The 18,847-nt window shown below is 64.6% G+C and carries 20 protein-coding genes; all 20 read left to right on the forward strand.

The window, feature by feature from the left end; genetic code table 11:
- The first annotated feature begins 416 nt into the window (after positions 1-416).
- Positions 417-914: a phage virion morphogenesis protein gene (locus VOI27_RS00535; RefSeq protein ID WP_323763321.1), complete on the forward strand. Its 498-nt coding sequence runs from the start codon at positions 417-419 to the stop codon at positions 912-914.
- 104 nt (positions 915-1,018) lie between these two features.
- Complete coding sequence (locus VOI27_RS00540) at positions 1,019-2,065, forward strand: phage protease (protein WP_323763322.1); 1,047 nt, start codon at positions 1,019-1,021, stop codon at positions 2,063-2,065.
- Complete coding sequence (locus VOI27_RS00545; RefSeq protein WP_323763323.1) at positions 2,065-2,499, forward strand: hypothetical protein; 435 nt, start codon at positions 2,065-2,067, stop codon at positions 2,497-2,499. Before VOI27_RS00540 ends, VOI27_RS00545 begins: the two co-directional genes overlap by 1 nt.
- Positions 2,500-2,511: 12 nt before the next feature.
- Positions 2,512-3,405 carry a Mu-like prophage major head subunit gpT family protein gene (locus tag VOI27_RS00550; protein ID WP_323763324.1) on the forward strand — a complete coding sequence of 298 codons (894 nt, stop codon included), beginning with the start codon at positions 2,512-2,514 and terminating at the stop codon, positions 3,403-3,405.
- Between the two features lie 12 nt (positions 3,406-3,417).
- Complete coding sequence (locus tag VOI27_RS00555) at positions 3,418-3,771, forward strand: hypothetical protein (RefSeq protein WP_323763325.1); 354 nt, start codon at positions 3,418-3,420, stop codon at positions 3,769-3,771.
- 274 nt (positions 3,772-4,045) lie between these two features.
- Positions 4,046-4,474 (forward strand): DUF1320 domain-containing protein, encoded by a 429-nt coding sequence (locus VOI27_RS00560; RefSeq protein ID WP_323763326.1) that lies wholly within the window; start codon positions 4,046-4,048, stop codon positions 4,472-4,474.
- On the forward strand, positions 4,474-4,902 hold the full coding sequence (locus VOI27_RS00565) for a hypothetical protein (protein WP_323763327.1): 429 nt from the start codon (positions 4,474-4,476) through the stop codon (positions 4,900-4,902). Before VOI27_RS00560 ends, VOI27_RS00565 begins: the two co-directional genes overlap by 1 nt.
- On the forward strand, positions 4,899-5,048 hold the full coding sequence (locus VOI27_RS00570; protein ID WP_323763328.1) for a hypothetical protein: 150 nt from the start codon (positions 4,899-4,901) through the stop codon (positions 5,046-5,048). Before VOI27_RS00565 ends, VOI27_RS00570 begins: the two co-directional genes overlap by 4 nt.
- Positions 5,049-5,978: a phage tail tube protein gene (locus VOI27_RS00575; RefSeq protein WP_323763329.1), complete on the forward strand. Its 930-nt coding sequence runs from the start codon at positions 5,049-5,051 to the stop codon at positions 5,976-5,978. It abuts the gene before it with no gap.
- A gap of 15 nt (positions 5,979-5,993) precedes the next feature.
- Positions 5,994-6,314 (forward strand): hypothetical protein, encoded by a 321-nt coding sequence (locus tag VOI27_RS00580; protein ID WP_323763330.1) that lies wholly within the window; start codon positions 5,994-5,996, stop codon positions 6,312-6,314.
- Positions 6,315-6,436: 122 nt separating this feature from the next.
- Positions 6,437-6,664 (forward strand): DUF1799 domain-containing protein, encoded by a 228-nt coding sequence (locus tag VOI27_RS00585; RefSeq protein WP_323763491.1) that lies wholly within the window; start codon positions 6,437-6,439, stop codon positions 6,662-6,664.
- A gap of 1 nt (position 6,665) precedes the next feature.
- Positions 6,666-9,467 carry a phage tail length tape measure family protein gene (locus VOI27_RS00590; protein ID WP_323763331.1) on the forward strand — a complete coding sequence of 934 codons (2,802 nt, stop codon included), beginning with the start codon at positions 6,666-6,668 and terminating at the stop codon, positions 9,465-9,467.
- Positions 9,464-9,886 (forward strand): hypothetical protein, encoded by a 423-nt coding sequence (locus VOI27_RS00595; RefSeq protein ID WP_323763332.1) that lies wholly within the window; start codon positions 9,464-9,466, stop codon positions 9,884-9,886. The genes VOI27_RS00590 and VOI27_RS00595 overlap by 4 nt, the downstream gene beginning before the upstream one ends.
- Entirely contained in the window at positions 9,883-10,407 is a 525-nt protein-coding gene (locus tag VOI27_RS00600) for a hypothetical protein (RefSeq protein ID WP_323763333.1), read from the forward strand. The genes VOI27_RS00595 and VOI27_RS00600 overlap by 4 nt, the downstream gene beginning before the upstream one ends.
- Positions 10,404-10,814 (forward strand): NlpC/P60 family protein, encoded by a 411-nt coding sequence (locus VOI27_RS00605; protein ID WP_323763334.1) that lies wholly within the window; start codon positions 10,404-10,406, stop codon positions 10,812-10,814. The genes VOI27_RS00600 and VOI27_RS00605 overlap by 4 nt, the downstream gene beginning before the upstream one ends.
- Complete coding sequence (locus VOI27_RS00610) at positions 10,811-14,134, forward strand: phage tail protein (RefSeq protein ID WP_323763335.1); 3,324 nt, start codon at positions 10,811-10,813, stop codon at positions 14,132-14,134. The genes VOI27_RS00605 and VOI27_RS00610 overlap by 4 nt, the downstream gene beginning before the upstream one ends.
- Positions 14,135-14,151: 17 nt before the next feature.
- Positions 14,152-15,810, forward strand: a complete 1,659-nt coding sequence (locus VOI27_RS00615) for a hypothetical protein (RefSeq protein WP_323763336.1) — start codon at positions 14,152-14,154, stop codon at positions 15,808-15,810.
- 159 nt (positions 15,811-15,969) lie between these two features.
- Positions 15,970-16,779: a hypothetical protein gene (locus tag VOI27_RS00620; RefSeq protein ID WP_323763337.1), complete on the forward strand. Its 810-nt coding sequence runs from the start codon at positions 15,970-15,972 to the stop codon at positions 16,777-16,779.
- Positions 16,780-17,210: 431 nt separating this feature from the next.
- A complete protein-coding gene (gene nrdR, locus VOI27_RS00625) occupies positions 17,211-17,678 on the forward strand; it encodes a transcriptional regulator NrdR (protein WP_048532372.1) in 468 nt (155 codons plus the stop codon).
- A gap of 16 nt (positions 17,679-17,694) precedes the next feature.
- Positions 17,695-18,795: a bifunctional diaminohydroxyphosphoribosylaminopyrimidine deaminase/5-amino-6-(5-phosphoribosylamino)uracil reductase RibD gene (gene ribD, locus VOI27_RS00630; RefSeq protein ID WP_323763338.1), complete on the forward strand. Its 1,101-nt coding sequence runs from the start codon at positions 17,695-17,697 to the stop codon at positions 18,793-18,795.
- The last annotated feature ends 52 nt before the right edge of the window (positions 18,796-18,847 follow it).

Raw genomic sequence — 18,847 nt, forward strand, 5'->3', positions numbered from 1 at the left:
GCGCTTTGCCGAGATCTAAACTTCCATCTCGTACTCTTTGTTCAGGGTTTGTGCTCTCTTGACCGTTGGGGATATTCCAGCGGGGTGAGCCTGTCGAGGCTTGAGTTCAGTAAATGTTCCAGATCAAGAAAGTTATGGTAGCGCTACAGCGGTACTCGAACCCTCCTAGACCGACTCCACGCATTCTTGCAACGCATCAACCTATTTTCTATCAACCTAACAATGGCGGATGCCTTGGGCGCGTTAGCTGGTCAACAACGTGATATGCGGCTATGATTTTGGTTCGTTTGATACGCAAGGCCGAAGAGGTTTGCCGACGATTAGTCGTACTTTTGTGAACCGTTCAAACTGTGCGGGGAACGAGACAACACCAGAAGCTGCCGGCCAGCAGCGACGCAAGACGAAGAGGCATCAGCGTGATCAGCACCTCGCTCGACGACGCCAATCTCACTGCCGGCCTGCAGCGCTTGCGGATGCAGCTGACCGACATGACCGATCTAATGCAGGACCTTGGCGAGCTGCTGACCGACAGCACAAAAAGCCTGTTTGCCGAAGGCATCGCGCCCGACGGCACGTCCTGGGCCCCGAAATCCCAGGCCACGATCGACGGCTACCAGCAGCGCGAGAAGAAGGCCCGGGTCGACTTCCGTCCGCTCTTCGGACCGACCGGCCGGCTGTCCTCCGAGGTCTTCTACCAGGCAGGGACAACCAGCATGGAGATCGGCTCGGCGCTGATCTATTCGGCCGTGCAGCAGTTCGGTGCCAGCAAGGGGCAATTCGGCACGGCGGCAAACGGCAGCTCGATCCCCTGGGGAGACATCCCGGCGCGGCCGTTCATTGGCCTGTCCGACGAGGACCGCGCCAATGTGAACGCTGAAATCCTCGAATACCTGGCACGGATCACCGCCGCTTGACCTGAGCCGAGAGGCCACGCAAAGTGGCGCCACGGGCAGTGCGCCACGCCCTCGCACAGCGTTGTGAGTGTAAGCACAGGCCCCTGAGCGGCAAATATCGCCGCATGAGCAAGTTTTCCCATATTTCGCTTTCAGCACTGGAGCTGCCCTCGCTGGGGGAGGTGCCCGAATGGGTTCACCTGGTCCCCAAGGGGCAATTCGGTGCGCGCGATGGACGTGGTCCCTGGAGGTACGGCAATGCGCAAGATCTGATCACCGCCAGCTTCGCCGCGCGCAAGCGCATCCACATCGATCTCAACCACTCGACCGAGACCGCCGCCAAGCAGGGGCTCGAAGCTCCGGCCGTCGGCTACGTCACCGAGATGGAAGAGCGCACCGATGGCATCTGGGGCCGCGTCGACTGGACCCGGCGCGGCAAGGAACTCCTGGCAGATCGCGCCTACTGGGGCATCTCGCCGGTCATCCAGTTCGACAAGACCACCGGCGATGTTCACGCCGTGGCTCGCGCCGCGCTCACCAACGATCCGGCGCTCACTGAGCTCACCCCGCTTTCCACAGAGGAGACACAGGAGATGTTCCTGCAGAAACTGGCCAAGTTGCTTGGCCTGGGCGAAGACGCGTCCGAAGAGGATGTCACCGCCGCGCTGAAAAAGGCGCTCGACGCCAAGAAGGACGGCGGCGAAGGCCGCGGCAATGCCGCGCTGGCCAGCCTGGCCACGGCCTTGGGAGCGGAGGAAGACGCGGACGTCGCCGCGCTGACCACCCTCGCCAAGACCCTGACGGCCAGCAAGACCGAGACCGCCGAGGCGCTGACCGCGCTGCAGGCCGAGGTCAAGGAACTGCGCGACGGCGGCAAGACGTCCGCCGCCGAGGCCTTCGTCGACCAGGCGATCCGCGACCGGCGCGTCGGCGTCAAGTCCGCGCGGGAAGAATACGTCGCGCTGCACGTCGAGAACCCGGAGCGCTGCGAGAAGATGATCGCCGGCCTGCCGAAGCTCGACGCCACCAACACCACGATCGAGCCGCCGAAGACCGAGGGCACCACCGCGCTCAGCGCGCAGGAGACCGATGTCGCCGCGATGCTGGGGATCGATCCCGAGAAGATGGCTGCCACCAAGGCGGCTGAAGAGAAACGGAAAGGGGCTCTCTGATGGCTGCTCTCACCAAGGACCGCAACACGCCGCGGCTGCAGGGCGACGTCCTGTCGGGTCTCGTGGCCGCATCCACCACGATCTTCGCCGGCGCCCTGCTGATGCGCAACGCCGCCGGCTACATCGTCGAAGGCCAGACCGCCACCGGCCTGGTTGGCGTCGGCCGCGCCGAAGAGCGGGTCGACAATGGCTCGGGCTCGAACGGCGACCTGACCGTCAGCTTCCGCCCTGGCGTCTACCCGTTCGAGAACTCGGCGGGTGCCGACGAGATCACAATCGCCGAGATCGGCGACGTGGTTTACGCGGTCGACGATCAGACCGTCGCCAAGACCGACGGGACCGCGTCCCGCTCACCCGCCGGCGTCGTGGCCAATGTCGATGCCGCTGGCGTCGTCTGGGTCCGGCTCGACGAAGCCCTCACCAAAGCGTCTTAAGGGAGACACCTGATGCTGGTAAACGCCGCAAACCTCAACACCCTGCGCACCGGGTTCTCCACTGCCTTCCAGGGTGGCCTGTCGCAGGCCTCGACGATGCACGCCCGCGTGTCGACCGAAGTCAAATCGACCCAGAAAGAACAGAAGTACGGCTGGCTGGGCAAGATCCCAAACGTCCGCGAATGGATCGGTCCCCGCGCCGTGCAGAACCTCGCCCAGCACGATTACTCGATCAAGGAAAAGCCCTGGGAACTGACCATCGGCGTCGATCGCGATGACATCGAGACCGACAACCTCGGGATCTACGGCCCGATGTTCACCGAGATGGGCATGTCGACCGGCTCGAAATGGGATCAGCTGGTCTTCGATCTGCTCAAGACCGGCTTCACCACCGAGTGCTATGACGGCCAGTATTTCTTCGACACCGACCACCCGGTGCTTGACGAAAACGGCGAGGAAATCTCGGTCGCCAACACCAACGGCGGGGCCGGCACCCCCTGGTTCCTGCTGGACGTGAGCCGCGCGATCAAGCCGATCATCCTGCAGAAGCGGCGCGACTTCGATTTTGTGGCCAAGGACAAGCTGACCGACGACAACGTCTTCGACAACAAGGAGTTCGTCTACGGCGCCGATGCGCGCGGCAACGTCGGCTTCGGCTTCTGGCAATTCGCCTACGGGTCCAAGCAGACGCTGAGCGCCGCCAATTATGCCACGGCGCGCGCCGCGCTCTCCGGCATGAAAGGCGACTACGGCCGTCCGCTGGGCATCATGCCCAATCTGCTGGTGGTGCCGCCTTCGCTGGAAAGCGCCGGCCGGAAAATCCTCAACTCGGAATACGCCTCGGGCGGCGAAACCAACGAATGGAAAGGCACCGCCGAGCTGCTCGTCGTGCCCTGGCTGGCCTGAGGGAGCTGAGCGATGGCTGACAAGAGCGAGAAGCGCAAGGAACTGGAAGCCCGGGCCGCCAAGCAAGGCCTGGACTACCCGCACAACATCGGCGACGCCAAGCTCGAAGAGCGGGTCCTGGCTGCGGAAGCGGCCCAGGGCAGCGGGGGGCAGGATGCCGGGGGCCAGACGCCGCCGGCATCCACCAAGCCCGAGGGCGAACCTGTCGTCGAGGTCACTGGCCCGAAGCAGGGCCGCCGCCGCGTCGGTCATCGCTTCGGTCCGGAGCCGGTCCTGTTCCACGCGGGTGAGCTGACCGAAGACGATCTCGTGGCGCTGGAAGCCGATCCGCTTCTGACCGTGGTGGTGCGCGCCGCCGATACCTGAATTCCAGACCGAAAGGATCAGTCGCGAACCGAGTGGAGCCCGGGCAGATAAGCAGACCCCGCCACCGGCGATCCGAGTAGGGGAGGCCCACCCGAGTTGGAGCCTGCAACGTCTGAGAAAGGGACGTGACAGCCGGGAGAGACCGGCACCTGAACACCCTTGGCCCTCGCGCAGGCGTAGAAACATCCCCCCAGGTGGCGCGCGCGAGAGCCAGAGCCCCGGCCGGGGGAAGGCAGCTCTCCGGCCGGGGCATATTCACCGCGGAGCCCAGAGCATGCCCTATACCTCGCTTTCCGACCTCACCGACCGCTACGGTGAACGCACGCTGATCTCGCTCACCGACCGGGCCGACCCTCCGGCAGGCGCGGTCGATCCCGATGTGATCGACGAGGTTCTGGGCGACACTGACGCGCTGATCGACGGCTATCTCGCCAACCGCTACAAGCTGCCGCTCGCGGAGACGCCGCCGCTGGTGGCCGACATCGCCAAGACCGTCGCGATCTACAAGCTTCACGTCTATTCGCCCGACGACAAGATCGTCGAGGACTACAAGGAGGCGCTGCGCCAGCTGAAGGACATCGGCTCCGGTGCGATCAAGCTGCCGGTAGCGGGCATCGCGCCGGCCGACACCGGCGCCGGTGGCGCGCAGATGACCGACCGCGAACGGCCGATGACCGAAGCCAACATGAAGGGCTTCATCTGATGATCGACGCGGTAGTGGCCCGGCTAAGAGACCAGGTAAGCGATCTGCGCAGCGTCGAGGGCGCGGCGGAGTTCAAGAGGCTTCTTGCCGGCCGGGGCGCGCCGCAGAATGACCCCGCCGCCTATGTGATCCCGCTGGGCATGCGGGGCGGCCAGGCCGAGGCGATCACCGGGATGTTCACCCAGCAGGTCGCCGAAAGCGTCGGGGTGGTGCTGTTCCTGCGCGGCCATGATCAGACCGGCGCGCGCGCCCTGGGCAATCTCCGGCCCTTCATCGGCACGGTGATCGAAGCCATCGCCGGCTGGCAGCCTTCGGGCGAGATCGGCGTCTTCCAACTAAGCCGCGGCGCGCTGGTCGACATCAACGGCGGGCTGCTGAGCTACCAGCTCGACTTTTCCATCAATGATCAACTGAGGATCGCATCATGACCGAGACGGCCAAGGACAATGCCGCCCCGCTGCCCGCCTCGGGCGGCAGCTACACCAGAGAGGCAGACGGCTCTCTCACCGCCAACCCCGCGCCGAAGAAGCCCGGTCGCAAGCGCCCCGCGAAAGCGGCGGAGAAGGAGGCGTAAATGCCGATTTACTGGAACACCAAGATCGTCACGGTCGATCTCGAAAGCACTTACGGCACCGATGCGACACCTGACGGTGCGGATGCCGTACTGACCGTCGAGGGCTCGATCACGCCGATGGAAGGCAACGACGTGAACCGCAACCTAGAGACGCCCTGGCTCAGCGCCGATGCGACCATCCCGGCCGAGCTGCACGCCAAGGTGAACTTCAAGGTCGAGTTGCAGGGGTCCGGCACCGCCGGCACTGCGCCGGGCTGGGGCAAGCTGCTGCGGATGTGCGGCTGCGCCGAGACCGTCGTCGCCGCCACCTCGGTCACCTACAACCCTGTCTCGGATGACCACGAGAGCGGGACGCTCTACTTCTACGTCGGCAAGACCCTGCACAAGCTGGTGGGCACGCGCGGCAACGCCAAGTTCACCGTGAGCGCCCAAGGCATCCCCTACATCGAGTTCGAGTTCACTGGTCTCTTCACCGATCCCGCCGAGGCCACCCGGCCGACGCCCGATCTCTCGGCCTTCCTCAAGCCCTCGCTGGCCACCTCGGTCAACACGCCCACCGGCACCATCGACGCCACCGACTTCGTGATCCGGTCGCTGTCGCTCGATCTCGGCAACCAGGTCGAGAACCGCTTCCTGATCGGTTCCGAAAGCGTGCTGATCACCGATCGGCAGGAGGTAATCGAGGCCACCGTCGAGGCGCAGCCGCTGACCTCCTTCGATCCCTACGCTCTGGCCCGGGCGCAGTCCGAAGTGGCCGTTGCGGTGACCCATGGCACCACAGCCGGCAAGATCGTCACGCTCAATGCGCCGACGGCACAGATGCAGCGTGTTCAGGGTCTGGAGAATGCCCAGAACATCACCGAATGGCCGCTGCGCCTGGTTCCCCTGGCGTCCTCTGGCAATGACCAGTGGACCCTCGCCCTCACCTGATCCGGAGACCGCCCCATGTTCAACGTAACCGCCCGCCCGACCTTCACCCGCACCGTCACCATCCAGACGCCTGAAGGCGACGGGTTCCGCGAAGACAGCCTGAAAGCCACATTCAAGGTCACGCCCTCGGCCGAGTTCAATCTGCACCGGCTGGAGGATCAGAAGGCCTTCCTGCGCGAGGCGGTCACGAACCTCGACGAGGTGGTGGGGGAGGATGACGCGCCGGTCGCGTTCTCGGCCGAGCTGCTCGACCGGGTGCTCGGCTTCGACAACGTCCGCCTGGCGATGATGTCGACCTATTCCTCGGCCGTGGCGAAGTTCAAGCTGGGAAACTGATCTGGGCAGGGCGGGCCTGGGCCAATGGCACGCTCTGCACCGGCAAAGCCGCCCATGCCGAGGCGATCGACGACGCAGCCCTCTGGGGCATTGATCTCGCGGAGGATGAGCTGGGTCCGGACATCGGCGCGGTCTGGCAGCACAACGTCGCGGCCGTCGAGGCCTTCCTTGCCTGTCAGACCCAGTGGCGCTGGGTGCCGCGCTACGGTGCGAGGGACAGGGCGGCGGGCCTCGATTACGCCGGCTGCGACGTGGCGCTGCGACATGCGGGCGTCGCGGTGACGCCGGACCTCTGGGAGCAATTCCAGGTGATCGAGCTGGCCGCGAAAGCTGCATTGAACGAGGGTTGAAATGACGTTCAAGGTCTCATTGACGATCGACGCGGATGGCAAGGCAGCCGTCCAAGAGGTCAAGCGCGTCGAGCAGGCTCAGCGGGGTGCTGCCAAGGCCAGCGACGAGCTCGGCCGCAAAAGCCGCACGGCGGCCGGCGGGGTCAGCACGCTCGGCGGATCGGCCAGCGGCGCCGGCGGTCAGGTCGACGAGATGGCCGATGCCAATCGCCGTGCCGCCGGTTCATTGGGCAACCTCGTGGCCCAGGGCAACGACGTCCTCACCATGCTGATCGCCGGGCAGGACCCGATGCAGCTTGCGATTCAGCAGGGCACCCAGATCAACCAGGTCTGGGGCCAGATGGGCGTGAGCGGCAAGGGCGCCTTCAAGGCGATCGGCGGCGCTCTCATGTCGATGCTGAGCCCGATTAACCTGATCACCATCGGCTCGATCGCCGCGGCAGGCGCAATGGCCAGTTGGTTCGCCAGTGGTGAGGAAGAGGCCGCGTCCTTCGAGGATGCCATGAGCGATCTGGAAGCGGCGATGTCGGCTTATGCCGACGCGTCGGAGGCCGCCGAGGTCGGGACCGACGAGCTCCGCGCCAAGTTCGGTGAGGCGGTTGTCGAGGTGCGCCGCCTTCTCGAAGAGCAGCGCGAGGCTGCCCGCCGCGACATGAAGTTCCAGATCAAGGCGGTCATCGAGACCGATCTGGACGAAAGCGCGCTTGACCTGCCGAGGTTCGATTTCGGCGATCAGCGTTCGCTGGCCAAGGACTTTGACCTGAGCCTGTTCGGCTTTGATGCTTCGGCACGGCGCGAACGTCAGTCGCTGGTCAATGCGGTGCTCAATGACTACGCCGAGTTGGCGCGCGCCGCCGAGGGATCGGTCAGCCAGCAAGTGGCGGCGGTCGAAACCCTCATCGGCAGCTTCACCCGCGCGGCCCAGGCCTCGGGCGAGATCAGCAAATCCGAGAACGATCGGATCCTGAAACTGCAGGAGCTTCTGATGAAGCTGCGCGAGCTGCAGGCTCTGGAGCCGGACCAGGGCGCGATCCCGACGGCGCAGCGCGAGGCCTATCAGGAATACTACCAATCGCGTATCCAGGGTGAAGAGTTCCTGCAGAGCGCACGCGATCGTGAGGCTGCGGCGCTTGAGCAAATCTACGGTCTCAACAGTCAGACCCGTATCGAGTCGGACGCCAATGTCGCGGCGGTGCGCGAGATGTTGGGTGAGCTGGAGAGCCAGGTCGAGCGGCAACGCCTGATCGCCCAACATGGTGAAGACAGCGCCGAAGTCGCCGCGCATCGTGCGGCGGCCGAACGGGCCGTCCTCGAGGAGACGCTTGCCACCTACGAGGCATCCGAGGCGCTGACCGAAGAAGCGCGGGCGACACTGAGCATCCTTCAGGCAATCTCTGGCATCGACGTCTCTTCAGGCATCTGGGACGGCGCCAGCGCGGCTTCGGCAATGGCTGCCAACCTCGGGGCGGCTGTTGCCCAGATGAATGCGCTGCGGGGCGCTGCTGTCGCATCGGCGCGGGTCTCGGCCCAGCGGGCACAAAACCGGCTCGACACGGTTGGTGATCCGGCGGCCCGCGCCGGCGGCGAGGCGGTGATCGATTTCCGCGAAAGCCTCGACGACGGTGGCTATGGGCTCATTTCAGGCGGCCGTGCCGGTGAATTGGCGGCCGCAGAGGCTGATGTTCGCACGGCAGCCGAGGAAGCCGAGCGTCTGAACCAGGCGGCGAATGCGGCGGATACCGAGTACCGGAAGCTTCAGAGCACGCTGGCAGGCGGGGGCTCTGGGCGTCGCGGCCGTAGCGGAGGGCGAGGCGCGAGCGCAGCGCAAAAGGAGCGCGACGCCGTTGCCGACCTGATCGGAACCCTCGAAGACCAGCTGGCGATCCTGCGCGAGACCGATCCGATCCAGAAGGAAATGCTGCGCAACCGCGAGGTGCTCAAAGCGGCAACCGACGCTGAGCGTGCGGCGGTGCGCGACCTGATCGAGGCGCATGCCGATGAAGAAGAGGCGCTGGAGCGCAAGGGTGAACTCACCGATTTCCTGAAGTCTGAGGGCTATGACCTCTTTACCAGCGCAACACAGGGCGTCGACGCCCTGACCGCAGCGGCAAACCGCGCCGTCGAGGCCTTGGCTGACATGGTCTTCCAGGCGATCCTGCTGGGGGAGGGTCCGCTTGCCGGATTGTTCGGCGGCACCGGTCTTCTTACCGGTCTGGCAGAATCGGTGGCTGGCTCACTTCTGGGCAAGGGTGGCGCGGCGCCGCAGACGCGCGCCGCGGGCGGTATCGTTGGCGAAGATTCGGCGCTGCAGAGGCTCGCGGCCGGCGGGATGGTGGACACCACGCCGAGGCGCAGCGCGCAGCGCCCAACCGAATGGCGCACCATCGACGCCCGGGCCGCCGGCGGCATGATCTACGGCAAGGGTGGCGGCACCTCCGACGACAACCTGACCTGGACCTCGAACGGCGAATACGTGGTCAACGCCCGTTCCACGGCGCGCAATCGCGGCCTGCTGGAACGGATCAACGCTGGCGAAGAGTTCCCGGCGCTGGCCCAGGGCGGGATGGTCGGTGGCGGCGGCTCGGGCGGCGGCGGCGCCATGGCGGTCTCCTTCACCGTCGAGAACCGGTCTTCGGCGCCGGTCGCCGGAGAGGTTCAAGAGGTCGCGGCCCCGGGTGGAGGCCGGGCCTACAAGATGGTGCTGGCCGACATGGTGGGCGATGCGATGGCCACGCCGGGCGGCGGCGCCCGCCGGCAGCTGCGCCAGGGCTATGGCATCAAGCCGCGGGGAACACGGCGATGACAGTGCCCGTCTGGCCCTCACAGCTGCCCAAGCCCACGCGGCCCGGCTACCAGACATCGCCGCAGGAGGCGCGCATTCGGCGCAATGCCGAAACCGGGCCGCCGGGGTTTCGCCGGCGGTTTTCGTCGACGGCACGGATGGTGGCGCTGTCCTTCATCTGCAGCCGGTTCCAGAAAGGCTACTTCGACCAGTTCTTCGACGAGACCCTGCAGAAGGGAAGCCTGCCGTTCTGGATGCCTGACCCGGTGACCGACGGCTGGCAGCTGCTCACCGAGGACGGCACGCCGCTGACCACCGAAGACGGCACGCCGCTCCTGATCTCGGCCAACTGGCTTTGCCTGATCACCGAGCCGCCCAGTGAGGCCATCTATGGTCAGCTCGAGTTCGAGATCGCCTTCCAGGTGGCGGTGCTGCCATGAGAGAGGTCTCGATCAACGCCCGCACTGCGCATGAGCAGGCCAATTGCGCTGCCGTCGAAGTCATGCTGATCTCGATCGACCACGAGGCGCTGTCGGCGCCGGTGCGGCTGTCGACCGACCCGACCGAGCGTCTCTCTGTCGAGCCGCTGCGCTACGGCACGCGCTCGCGCTGGAACGGTGCTGACCCGGTGACCGATCCCTATTTCTTCGTCCTTGTCTCGGCCACGCTGCCCTCGGATCAAGAGGACGCGCCCACCGCGTTCTCGCTGACGCTGGCCAATGTCGACAATGACATCGCCAAGCTCCTGCGCTCCTTCACCACGCCCGCCACGGTGCACATGGCGCTTGTCATGGCCGACACGCCAGATGTCATCGAGCGCGAGGCGCGCGGGCTTCACATGACCTCAGCCGACGGCGATGCCGAGATCGTCGAGCTGGTAATCACGCGCGAGGAGATCGAGGCCGAGACCGTGCCGATGGATCGCTTCACGGCACAGCGATTCCCGGGGCTCTTCCGATGAGCTGGTCGGACAGATACGTCGGACTGCCGGCCGCCAGGCTCGGCCGAGGCTGGCAGGGCGTCGATTGCTGGGGGCTGGTGGAGCTGGTCTATCGCGAGGAGCTGGGCATCGAGCTTCCGAGCTATGCCGGCGCCTACGTCGATCCGAGTGAGGTGGCCGAGGTCTCCCGCCTGATCAACGCCGCAGAGGCTCGCGGCCCGTGGGTGCCGTCACATGTGATCCGAACCTTCGACGTGCTGACCTTCGGCGTTGGCCGGTGGCGCAGCCATGTGGGTATCGCCCTCGACGCGCGGCTGATGCTGCATGTCCAGGGCCATGACTGCGCCAAGCTCGAACACTACCGCACCGGCCGCTGGCAGCACCGGTTCAGGGGCGGTTTCAGGTATGTTGAAGGAGCCGTTCAATGACCCGTGAACTGATGTCCACCACATCGATCCCGGTCCTGGACATGGGCGAGGTCCGTTCGGTCGAGGTGCCCGCCGGGCTCACCATTTCCGAGATGATCGAGCGGGCCTTTCCGGCAACGTCCGAAGAGGAACTGGCGGGCCTGCGCGTGCTCATGGTGACCTCGGCCGACGTCGCCGTCGTGCATCCACGCTTCTGGCCAATGGTGCGGCCCAAGCCCGAGGTCCAGGTCATCCTGCGCATGGTGCCGGCAGGCGACAACGCGATGCGCACGGTGCTGACCGTGGTGATCTCGGTCGCGGCGATGGCCCTGGGCCAGTTCTGGGCGGCCGCAATCGTGCCCACCGCGGGGCTCGGCCAGACGCTGGTGGGTGGGTTGATTACCGCCGGGCTTACCGTTGCCGGCACCATGCTGCTGAACGCGCTGATCCCGATCCAGCCGCCGGAAGGTCCCTCGAAACCTGGTCAGACCTATACCATTCAAGGCTGGCAGAACACGGCGCGCCCGAACGAGCCGATCCCCTTTGCCCTGGGCAAGATGCGCACCGCGCCCCCCTTTGCCGCGCCGCCCTATACCACGATCGTCGGCGACGATCAGTTTGTCACCGCGCTCTTCACCTTCGGCTACGGCCCGCTGACCATCTCCGACATCCGGATCGGCGACACATCGATCGACGAGTATGACAACGTCGAGCTGCAGCTCTTCGAAGGGCGGACGGATGACGATCCGGTAACCGTCTATCCCCGCCAGGTGCTGGAGCAGCGCGAGGGTGTCGAGCTCACCCGGCCGAAGATCGATGGCGTCTGGACCGACAAGCCGATCGTGCGCCAGGGCGTCGGCAATGCCACCGAGGTGGCCTTCATCTTCGGCTTTCCCGCCGGGCTCTTCCAGGTGAATGACGACGGCGACACCAAGACCACCGAGGTGCAGGTCCGGATCCGCCAGCGCCTTGTCGGTGCCGAGACGTGGACCGACATGATCTCGCTTTCCTTCAAGGCCAAGAAGCGCAAGCCGTTCTTCCGCCAGTATCGCACCCAGCTGCCGGCGCGCGGCAAGTACGAGTTCGAGGTCATGCGTCTGACGACACAGGGCGAAGACGCGCGCCAGTCGCGGACCGTCATCCTCGCGGCGATCCAGAGCTTCCGGCCGGAGCACCCGCTCAACTTCGACAAGCCGCTCGCGCTCTTGGGCGTCCGGATCAAGGCCTCCGAGCAGCTGAGCGGCGCGCTCGACTCGGTGAACGCCGTGGTCGACCGCCAGGCACTCGACTGGGACGGCACCACCTGGACCGAGCAGGAGAGTCGCAACCCGGCCACAGCCTATCGCGCGGCGCTGCAGGACGAGCAAAACCCCTGGCCGGTCTTGGATGCCGAGATCGACCTGGAACAGCTGCAGGACTGGCACGAGTGGTGCGCCGCCAAGGGCCTCAAATACGACCACATTCACGAGCAGCCGCAGAGCTTCGGCGAGATGCTTCTGACCATCTGCGCCGCGGGCCGCGCCACCCCGCGCCATGACGGCGTGAAATGGGGCGTGGTCATCGATCGGCCGGGCGATCCCGTGGTCGATCACATCAGCCCGCGCAATGCCCGCGAATTCCGCTGGCGCCGCAACTACCTCAAGCCGCCGCATGCCTTCCGGGTCGAGTTCCGCGATGAGACCAACGACTGGGAGCTGGCCGAGCGCATCATCCCCTGGCCAGACCACGAGGGCGACATCACCCTGACCGAGGACCTGCCGATGATCGGCAAGACCGACCCCGACGAGGTCTGGATCGAGGCGCGCCGCCGGCAGTACGAGCTGATCCATCGCCCCGACAGTTTCTCGGCTCTTCAGGACGGCGGCGCTCGCGTGGCCACCCGGGGCGATACGGTGATGGCCGCCTTCGATGTGCTCGACCGCACACTGACCGCCGCGCGGATCCGCGCCGCCGACGGCCAGATGATCACCCTCGACGAGCCGGTGACCATGGAGGCCGGCACCGACTATGCGCTGCGCTACCGCACCTACAGTGACGCCGAAGACGGGATCGGCAGCTCTGTCGTCGTGCCGCTGGTGACCCGCGCCGGCACGTCGTCGATCGTGCTGGCCAAATCCGCGATCGATCCGCCGCGGATCGGCGAGATCGCCCACTTCGGCCTGCTGGGCGAGGAGAGCCGCGCGCTGCGCATCCGGGGGATCGAAGCCGGTGATGAGTTCGCCCAGGTGGTGCATATGATCGCCGCCGCGCCGGAGATCGACACGCTCACCGACGCCGAGGTGCCACCGCCATGGACCGGCTACGTCGGCGAGGAGATCGACCTTTCGGAGATCGCGCCGCAGGTGCCGCGCTTCGTGACCGCAGAGCTGATTGTCAACACCTCGGAGTTCTCCGGTAGCGAGTTCGTCGTCGGCTATCAGCTCTTGATCGAATTGGCGCCGGGCCTCGCCTCGACGGCTCCGGTCTCCGAATACGAGCTGGAATACCGCGAGGCTGGCGACGTCGCTTGGACGATCGAGATCATCTCGGCCGCCGAAGCTGGCATGGAGCTGGGGCCATTCGACGGCGGTAAGACGATCGAATACCGCGCCCGTGCCAAGGCGGCCGACGGCACGCCGAGCGCCTACACCACTACCGGAAGCCAGCTCATCCAGGCCGACGCCGCGGTGCCGCAGCCCTCCGACGAGATCACCGTCGAGGGTGGCCTTGGCCACGCCACGCTCACCATTCCGGTGACCGATCCTGCCTGGTCGAAGATCCTGCTCTTCCGAGTGCCGGACGGCGAGACCTTAGGCTCCGAGCACATCGTCGGCGATTATGTCTCGGTCACGCCTGGCACCTTTGCCACCGTGGTCGACGGCGATTCAACACGCGTTGATCTGGCGTTGAATGGCGATTTCGCGACCACCGATGACTGGACTGAAGGCACCGGCTGGAGCATCGGAACCGGCGACGCCACCCATACCGCGGGCAGCACCGGCCGGCTGTCTCAGACCACCGGCGCGCTCGCAGGCCAGCAGCGGATCGCCCTGACGGTGAGTGGCCGGACCGCGGGCACGATTACGCCCATCCTGACCGGCTCCGACGAGGTCGCGGGCGCGGCGATCTCGGCCAATGGCACCTTCAGCCAGACCCTCGACGCAGACAGCGCCGCCACCGCGCCCACCGGCTTCGCCTTCGAGGCCAGTTCGGATTTCGATGGTACGGTGACGGCGGTGGTACGCTTCATCGAGACCTCGGTCTGCATCCCGGCCGGGCTCTACGAGTACTACGTCGCGCCGCACAATGTTGCGAATGTCCCGGGCCAGCTCGACGGGCCAGTTTCGACGCAGGTGATATAGGCCTGAAGGGGCAGAGAATGGCAGGTCAATCCACAGACAGCCTTCCGATCGTTGAAACGAGCGAGCACGTACTGGCGATGAGCGGGGGCTCAACGGCACGCCAGACGCTGGCAGGACTGACCTCTCAGGTGCTGGCAGCACCCGAGCTACTGGAGGCTGTTGACCAAAACGACATTGCCTTGGCGAAGGCTGGCGCCGCTGCTGACGGGGAAACGGACGATACCCCAGCCTTCGCTGCCGTGCGCAGCACATATGGCCGCAGAAAGATCTTGGCCGACGGCAACTACGCTGTGAAAGACCTTTACTTGGGAGACACGCCGATTGAGGGCGGCGGAACCCTGAAGGCGCTTCCAGGTTCCAGTTTTATTCTCGGTGTCAGCAACAACAGCCTGAACGGCTGGCGCTACGGCCTGGTGAGTGGGCTCTATCTGAATGGCGTCGACAGAACCCGGGGCGACGGCATCGATCTCAATCGGGCGGGGTCCGATGATCGCCTTGCCGGTCGGCGGGATTTCGAGCGGCTGCTGATCGAAAACTGCGATGTGGGTATTCGCAAGCGGTTCGGAAACATTGGCAACAACTTCCGCAGCGTTTCCACCAAATACTGCAACTACGGCTACCGTGCCGAAGACAAGCCGCTGCCGAACGAAATGCACGCGGGCTGCGATACCTTCCAGGGCGGCGAATGGGCACGTTCCTACAAGGCCGCGTTCCTTATCGACTCCGAGCTGACCGGCACCGGTCAGACCTCCTGGTTGCCAGGCACCGTTATCGAGAGCAACTATGGCTTTGGCATCTTCGTGCGCAATTACGCGTCATCCGTGGTTCCGGTGCTGATTGACCATGTTTGGTTCGAGGGTAACGCATCGTTCGCGACGGTCGATATTGACGGGGTGATCTGCGTCCCTCGTGACATCCGCCTGGACAACACGGCCTATGCGATTATCCGCGGTTCGATCATGCGCAAGGTCGAGTTCAACAACAGCAGCGTTTTGCTCGACGGCGTGTTCGTCGATGACCAGACGGAGTTCACGATCGGAGCCACTAACCGGCTGCGGGTCATCAATCTGAATACCGACGGTTTCAAGGGAGTTCCGGGCCTTGCGGTCGAGAGCCTCGTGCACTGCAAACGACCGGCGGGGACTTACTCGGATGCCTATCAAACCGCGCCGCGAACCAAACTGATCAAGCGGCCGACAAACAATGGCACGTCGCTCATTTCTCAGACCTTCGACGGGACCAGCGGAATCACGCTCGGCGGCGATCCTGGCAACCTCATATCCACCCAAGTTGACGACAGCGTTCTATTCGAGAAATGCTCTGAATTTACCCAGCCTGATGGCTATGTGAACGTTGGCACGCAGGCATCTTTGACGTCTGGAAAATGGTACTGCTACCGTTTCGATTACCTGCAAGTCTCAGGGATGCCGACGTCTCTCCGGCTCCAGGCAAACACCACACTCGCCCGTGATTTCGAGAACCTGATCGTGACCGGTGAATGGGTGCCGATGGGCGGAGTCGCGCGAGCTGTCGATACGAACACTGTCGGACTTCGCATCGGCAATGGTTCGGGTGCAAGCCACACGTTCCGAGTGTCGGCGCTGGACGTCGTCGAGTTCGATGCTGAGGCTCAGGCCATTGCATATTTTAATTTGCACGTTTCCGTGCAAGGTTAAATTCTCTGAGAAGCTAGCAGAGATTCGGAAAGAATAATCTTTGCCTGACACGCGTCCCACGGCGCAGTCACTAAGGGACATCTTCAGTGCCGATCGCGTTTGCACGAGGTTAATTGTAGAAGTTTCGACATAATGATCTTCAATCGAGATGGTTACTCTATGAAACGTTTAAAGGTAGCGGTACATTCTACTGGCTTGGCTGTTGTAGGGGTCGTTGGGTTAAGTGCGACTGTTGCGACAACTACGCTAGGGATCGCTAAATATATTTATGTCGTATTGGAGTTCGCCAATAATCCCAATGCGAAGACACTTGAGGCACTCGAAAAGATCAGCGTATTGCCGTGGCAATTATCTCTGGTGTTCGCATTAGTGTTGGCGTTGGTGCTTATTGTTCACTACCACAACTTAGCGCATGCTCTCAGGGAGCACTGTAAGCTCCAAAAACAGCATGAATCACTGCAGAACGAGTTTGAATCCGAGCTTCGAAAGATGGCTGATGAGGTTAGGCTTATGGAGGAGAATCGCCGGATTTTCTTCTCTATGTTCGGTAGAATCTCACGGGACGCGATTGTCGCTTCGCGCGTTTCGGCATTTTTTTCAGCCAAAGAGGAAGTCGTTAGGGAATTGGTGGAGAGAGCCGAGGTGCTCGGTGTTCTTGATAATGACGATGAGCCCGACGAGGGTTGGACCATTTGGGAAGCCAAATTCAAAGACTTTGAGGCGGCGTACTGTAGCTTGGAGTCGGAATTGAAGGCTCTCGCTGAGCTGACGGAGGAGTATCTACCGTTCGAACTGACCCCCCACTCTACTTTCAAACATAATCGAAAATTTGGTGAATATGGAAGGCTGACTCAAGAGGCCGAAGTTAAGCGAGGAAACCTGCGAGCCATGGCGGCAGCGCTTAAGACCTCTTTGCACGAACATTCGCCGGACTTGTTGAGGGGCAGATTTTTTGTATCGTTCACTTAAGGAACTCATCGAGCGCGGGGCGCTTCTGGCACGGGAGCTTTTTGGAAGTGACCTCCCCGAGCCGGATTTGGATTCGATAGGTAGTTGATGAACGCGAAAGACCGCTTGGCGTAGGGTGTCCTTTTGCCCACCAAGTCCCTCACTTGTAGGGTCCAAGGTCCGCGTGGTGAAGGCGGGTCAAAAGCACGTCTGCTGCAAATATTGCTTTCAAACTCTGCAAATTTTGGTTTCACGCTACAACGAGACTGGAAGCCAGGCTGGCAAGGATACGACCGGTGGACGTCATTGGAGCCACATGACGCGCTGACCTGCCACACAATATTGTTGCGCGATTTTCGCTCTACCCAAATGCGGGCGGCTCTCCTATACTTTGTGGATAAGTGGGCGATGAGACCCATGGGAGGCGGAACAGAGGAAAAGGGGAACGGCCGATGCGCTGTCCGTTTTGCGGAAATATCGACACTCAGGTCAAGGATTCACGGCCCGCCGAGGACCACGTCTCGATCAGGCGGCGGCGCTTCTGCCCGGCCTGCGGTGGCCGGTTCACCACCTACGAGCGGGTGCAGCTGCGCGACCTGGTGGTGATCAAGACCAACGGCCGGCGCGAGGATTTCGACCGTGACAAGCTCGAGCGCTCGATCCGCATCGCGCTGCAGAAACGCCCCGTCGAACCCGAGCGCATGGATCAGATGATCTCCGGCATCGTCCGGCGACTCGAGAGCATGGGCGAGACCGACATTCCCTCCAAGCAGATCGGCGAGATCGTGATGGAGAGCCTGGCCCGGATCGACACGGTGGCCTATGTGCGCTTTGCCAGCGTCTACAAGAACTTCCAGGCGGCCGATGATTTCGACAAGTTCGTCAGCGAGCTGCGCCCCGACGCCCCGAAAGAGGGCTGAGGCGACAGCAGGTGTCATGAGAGACGAAGATCTGCGCCACATGGCGCATGCGCTGGGGCTCGGCCGTCGCACCCAGGGCCGGTGCTGGCCCAACCCGGCGGTGGGCTGCGTGATCGTCAAGCAGGGCCGCATCGTCGGCCGCGGCTGGACCCAGCCGGGCGGGCGGCCGCATGCCGAGCCGCAGGCGCTGGCTCAGGCGGGCGCCGCGGCGCGGGGGGCCACCGCCTACGTGACTCTGGAGCCCTGCGCCCATCACGGCCAGACCCCGCCCTGCGCCGAGGCGCTGATCGCCGCCGGCGTGGCGCGGGTGGTGGCGGCGCTCGAGGATGACGACGCGCGGGTCTCGGGCCGCGGCATCGCGATGCTGCGCCACGCCGGCATCGCGGTCGAGACCGGGGTGCGGCAGGCCGAGGCGGCGCGCGATCATGCGGGCTTTTTCCGCAGGGTCCGCGAAGGCCGGCCGTGCGTGACGCTGAAGCTTGCCACCACCCTCGACGGTCGCATCGCCACCGCCACCGGCGAGAGCCAGTGGATCACCGGCCCCGAGGCGCGGCGCGAGGTGCATGCGCTGCGTGCGCGTCATGACGCGGTGATGGTGGGGGCGGGCACGGCGCGGGCGGATGATCCGTCGCTCACCGTGCGGGACCTGGGTGTGAGCCATCAACCGGTGCGGATTGTGGTCTCGCGCAAGCTCGACCTGCCGCTCCCCGGCACGCTGGCTCGCACCGCGGGCGAGGTGCCGGTCTGGCTTTGTCATGGACCCGATGCCGAGCCGGCGCTGCGCGACGCCTGGGACGGGCTCGGGGCGCGGCTGTTGCCCTGCCGGCTGACCGGGCGGCAGGTGGACATGGGCGACGTGTTGCAGGGGCTGGGGGCTGCCGGGCTGACGCGGGTGTTCTGCGAGGGCGGCGGGCAGCTCGCGGCGTCGCTGCTGGCGGCGGGGCTGGTCGACGAGCTGATCTGTTTCACCGCCGGTGCGGTGCTGGGGGCCGAGGGCCAGCCGGCGATCGGCGCGCTGGGTGTCGAGCGGCTGGCCGAGGCGCCGCGGTTGCAGCTGGCCGAAACCCGGCCCGTGGGCGGTGATGTGATGTCGGTCTGGCGACGCAGGGAGGACTAGCCGCTTCTCCAGCCCGTGCGGGCTGTCGGCGCGCGGACGGGCCGCACGGGCT

It is taken from the genome of Marinovum sp., assembly GCF_034669705.1.
Taxonomy (GTDB): domain Bacteria; phylum Pseudomonadota; class Alphaproteobacteria; order Rhodobacterales; family Rhodobacteraceae; genus Marinovum.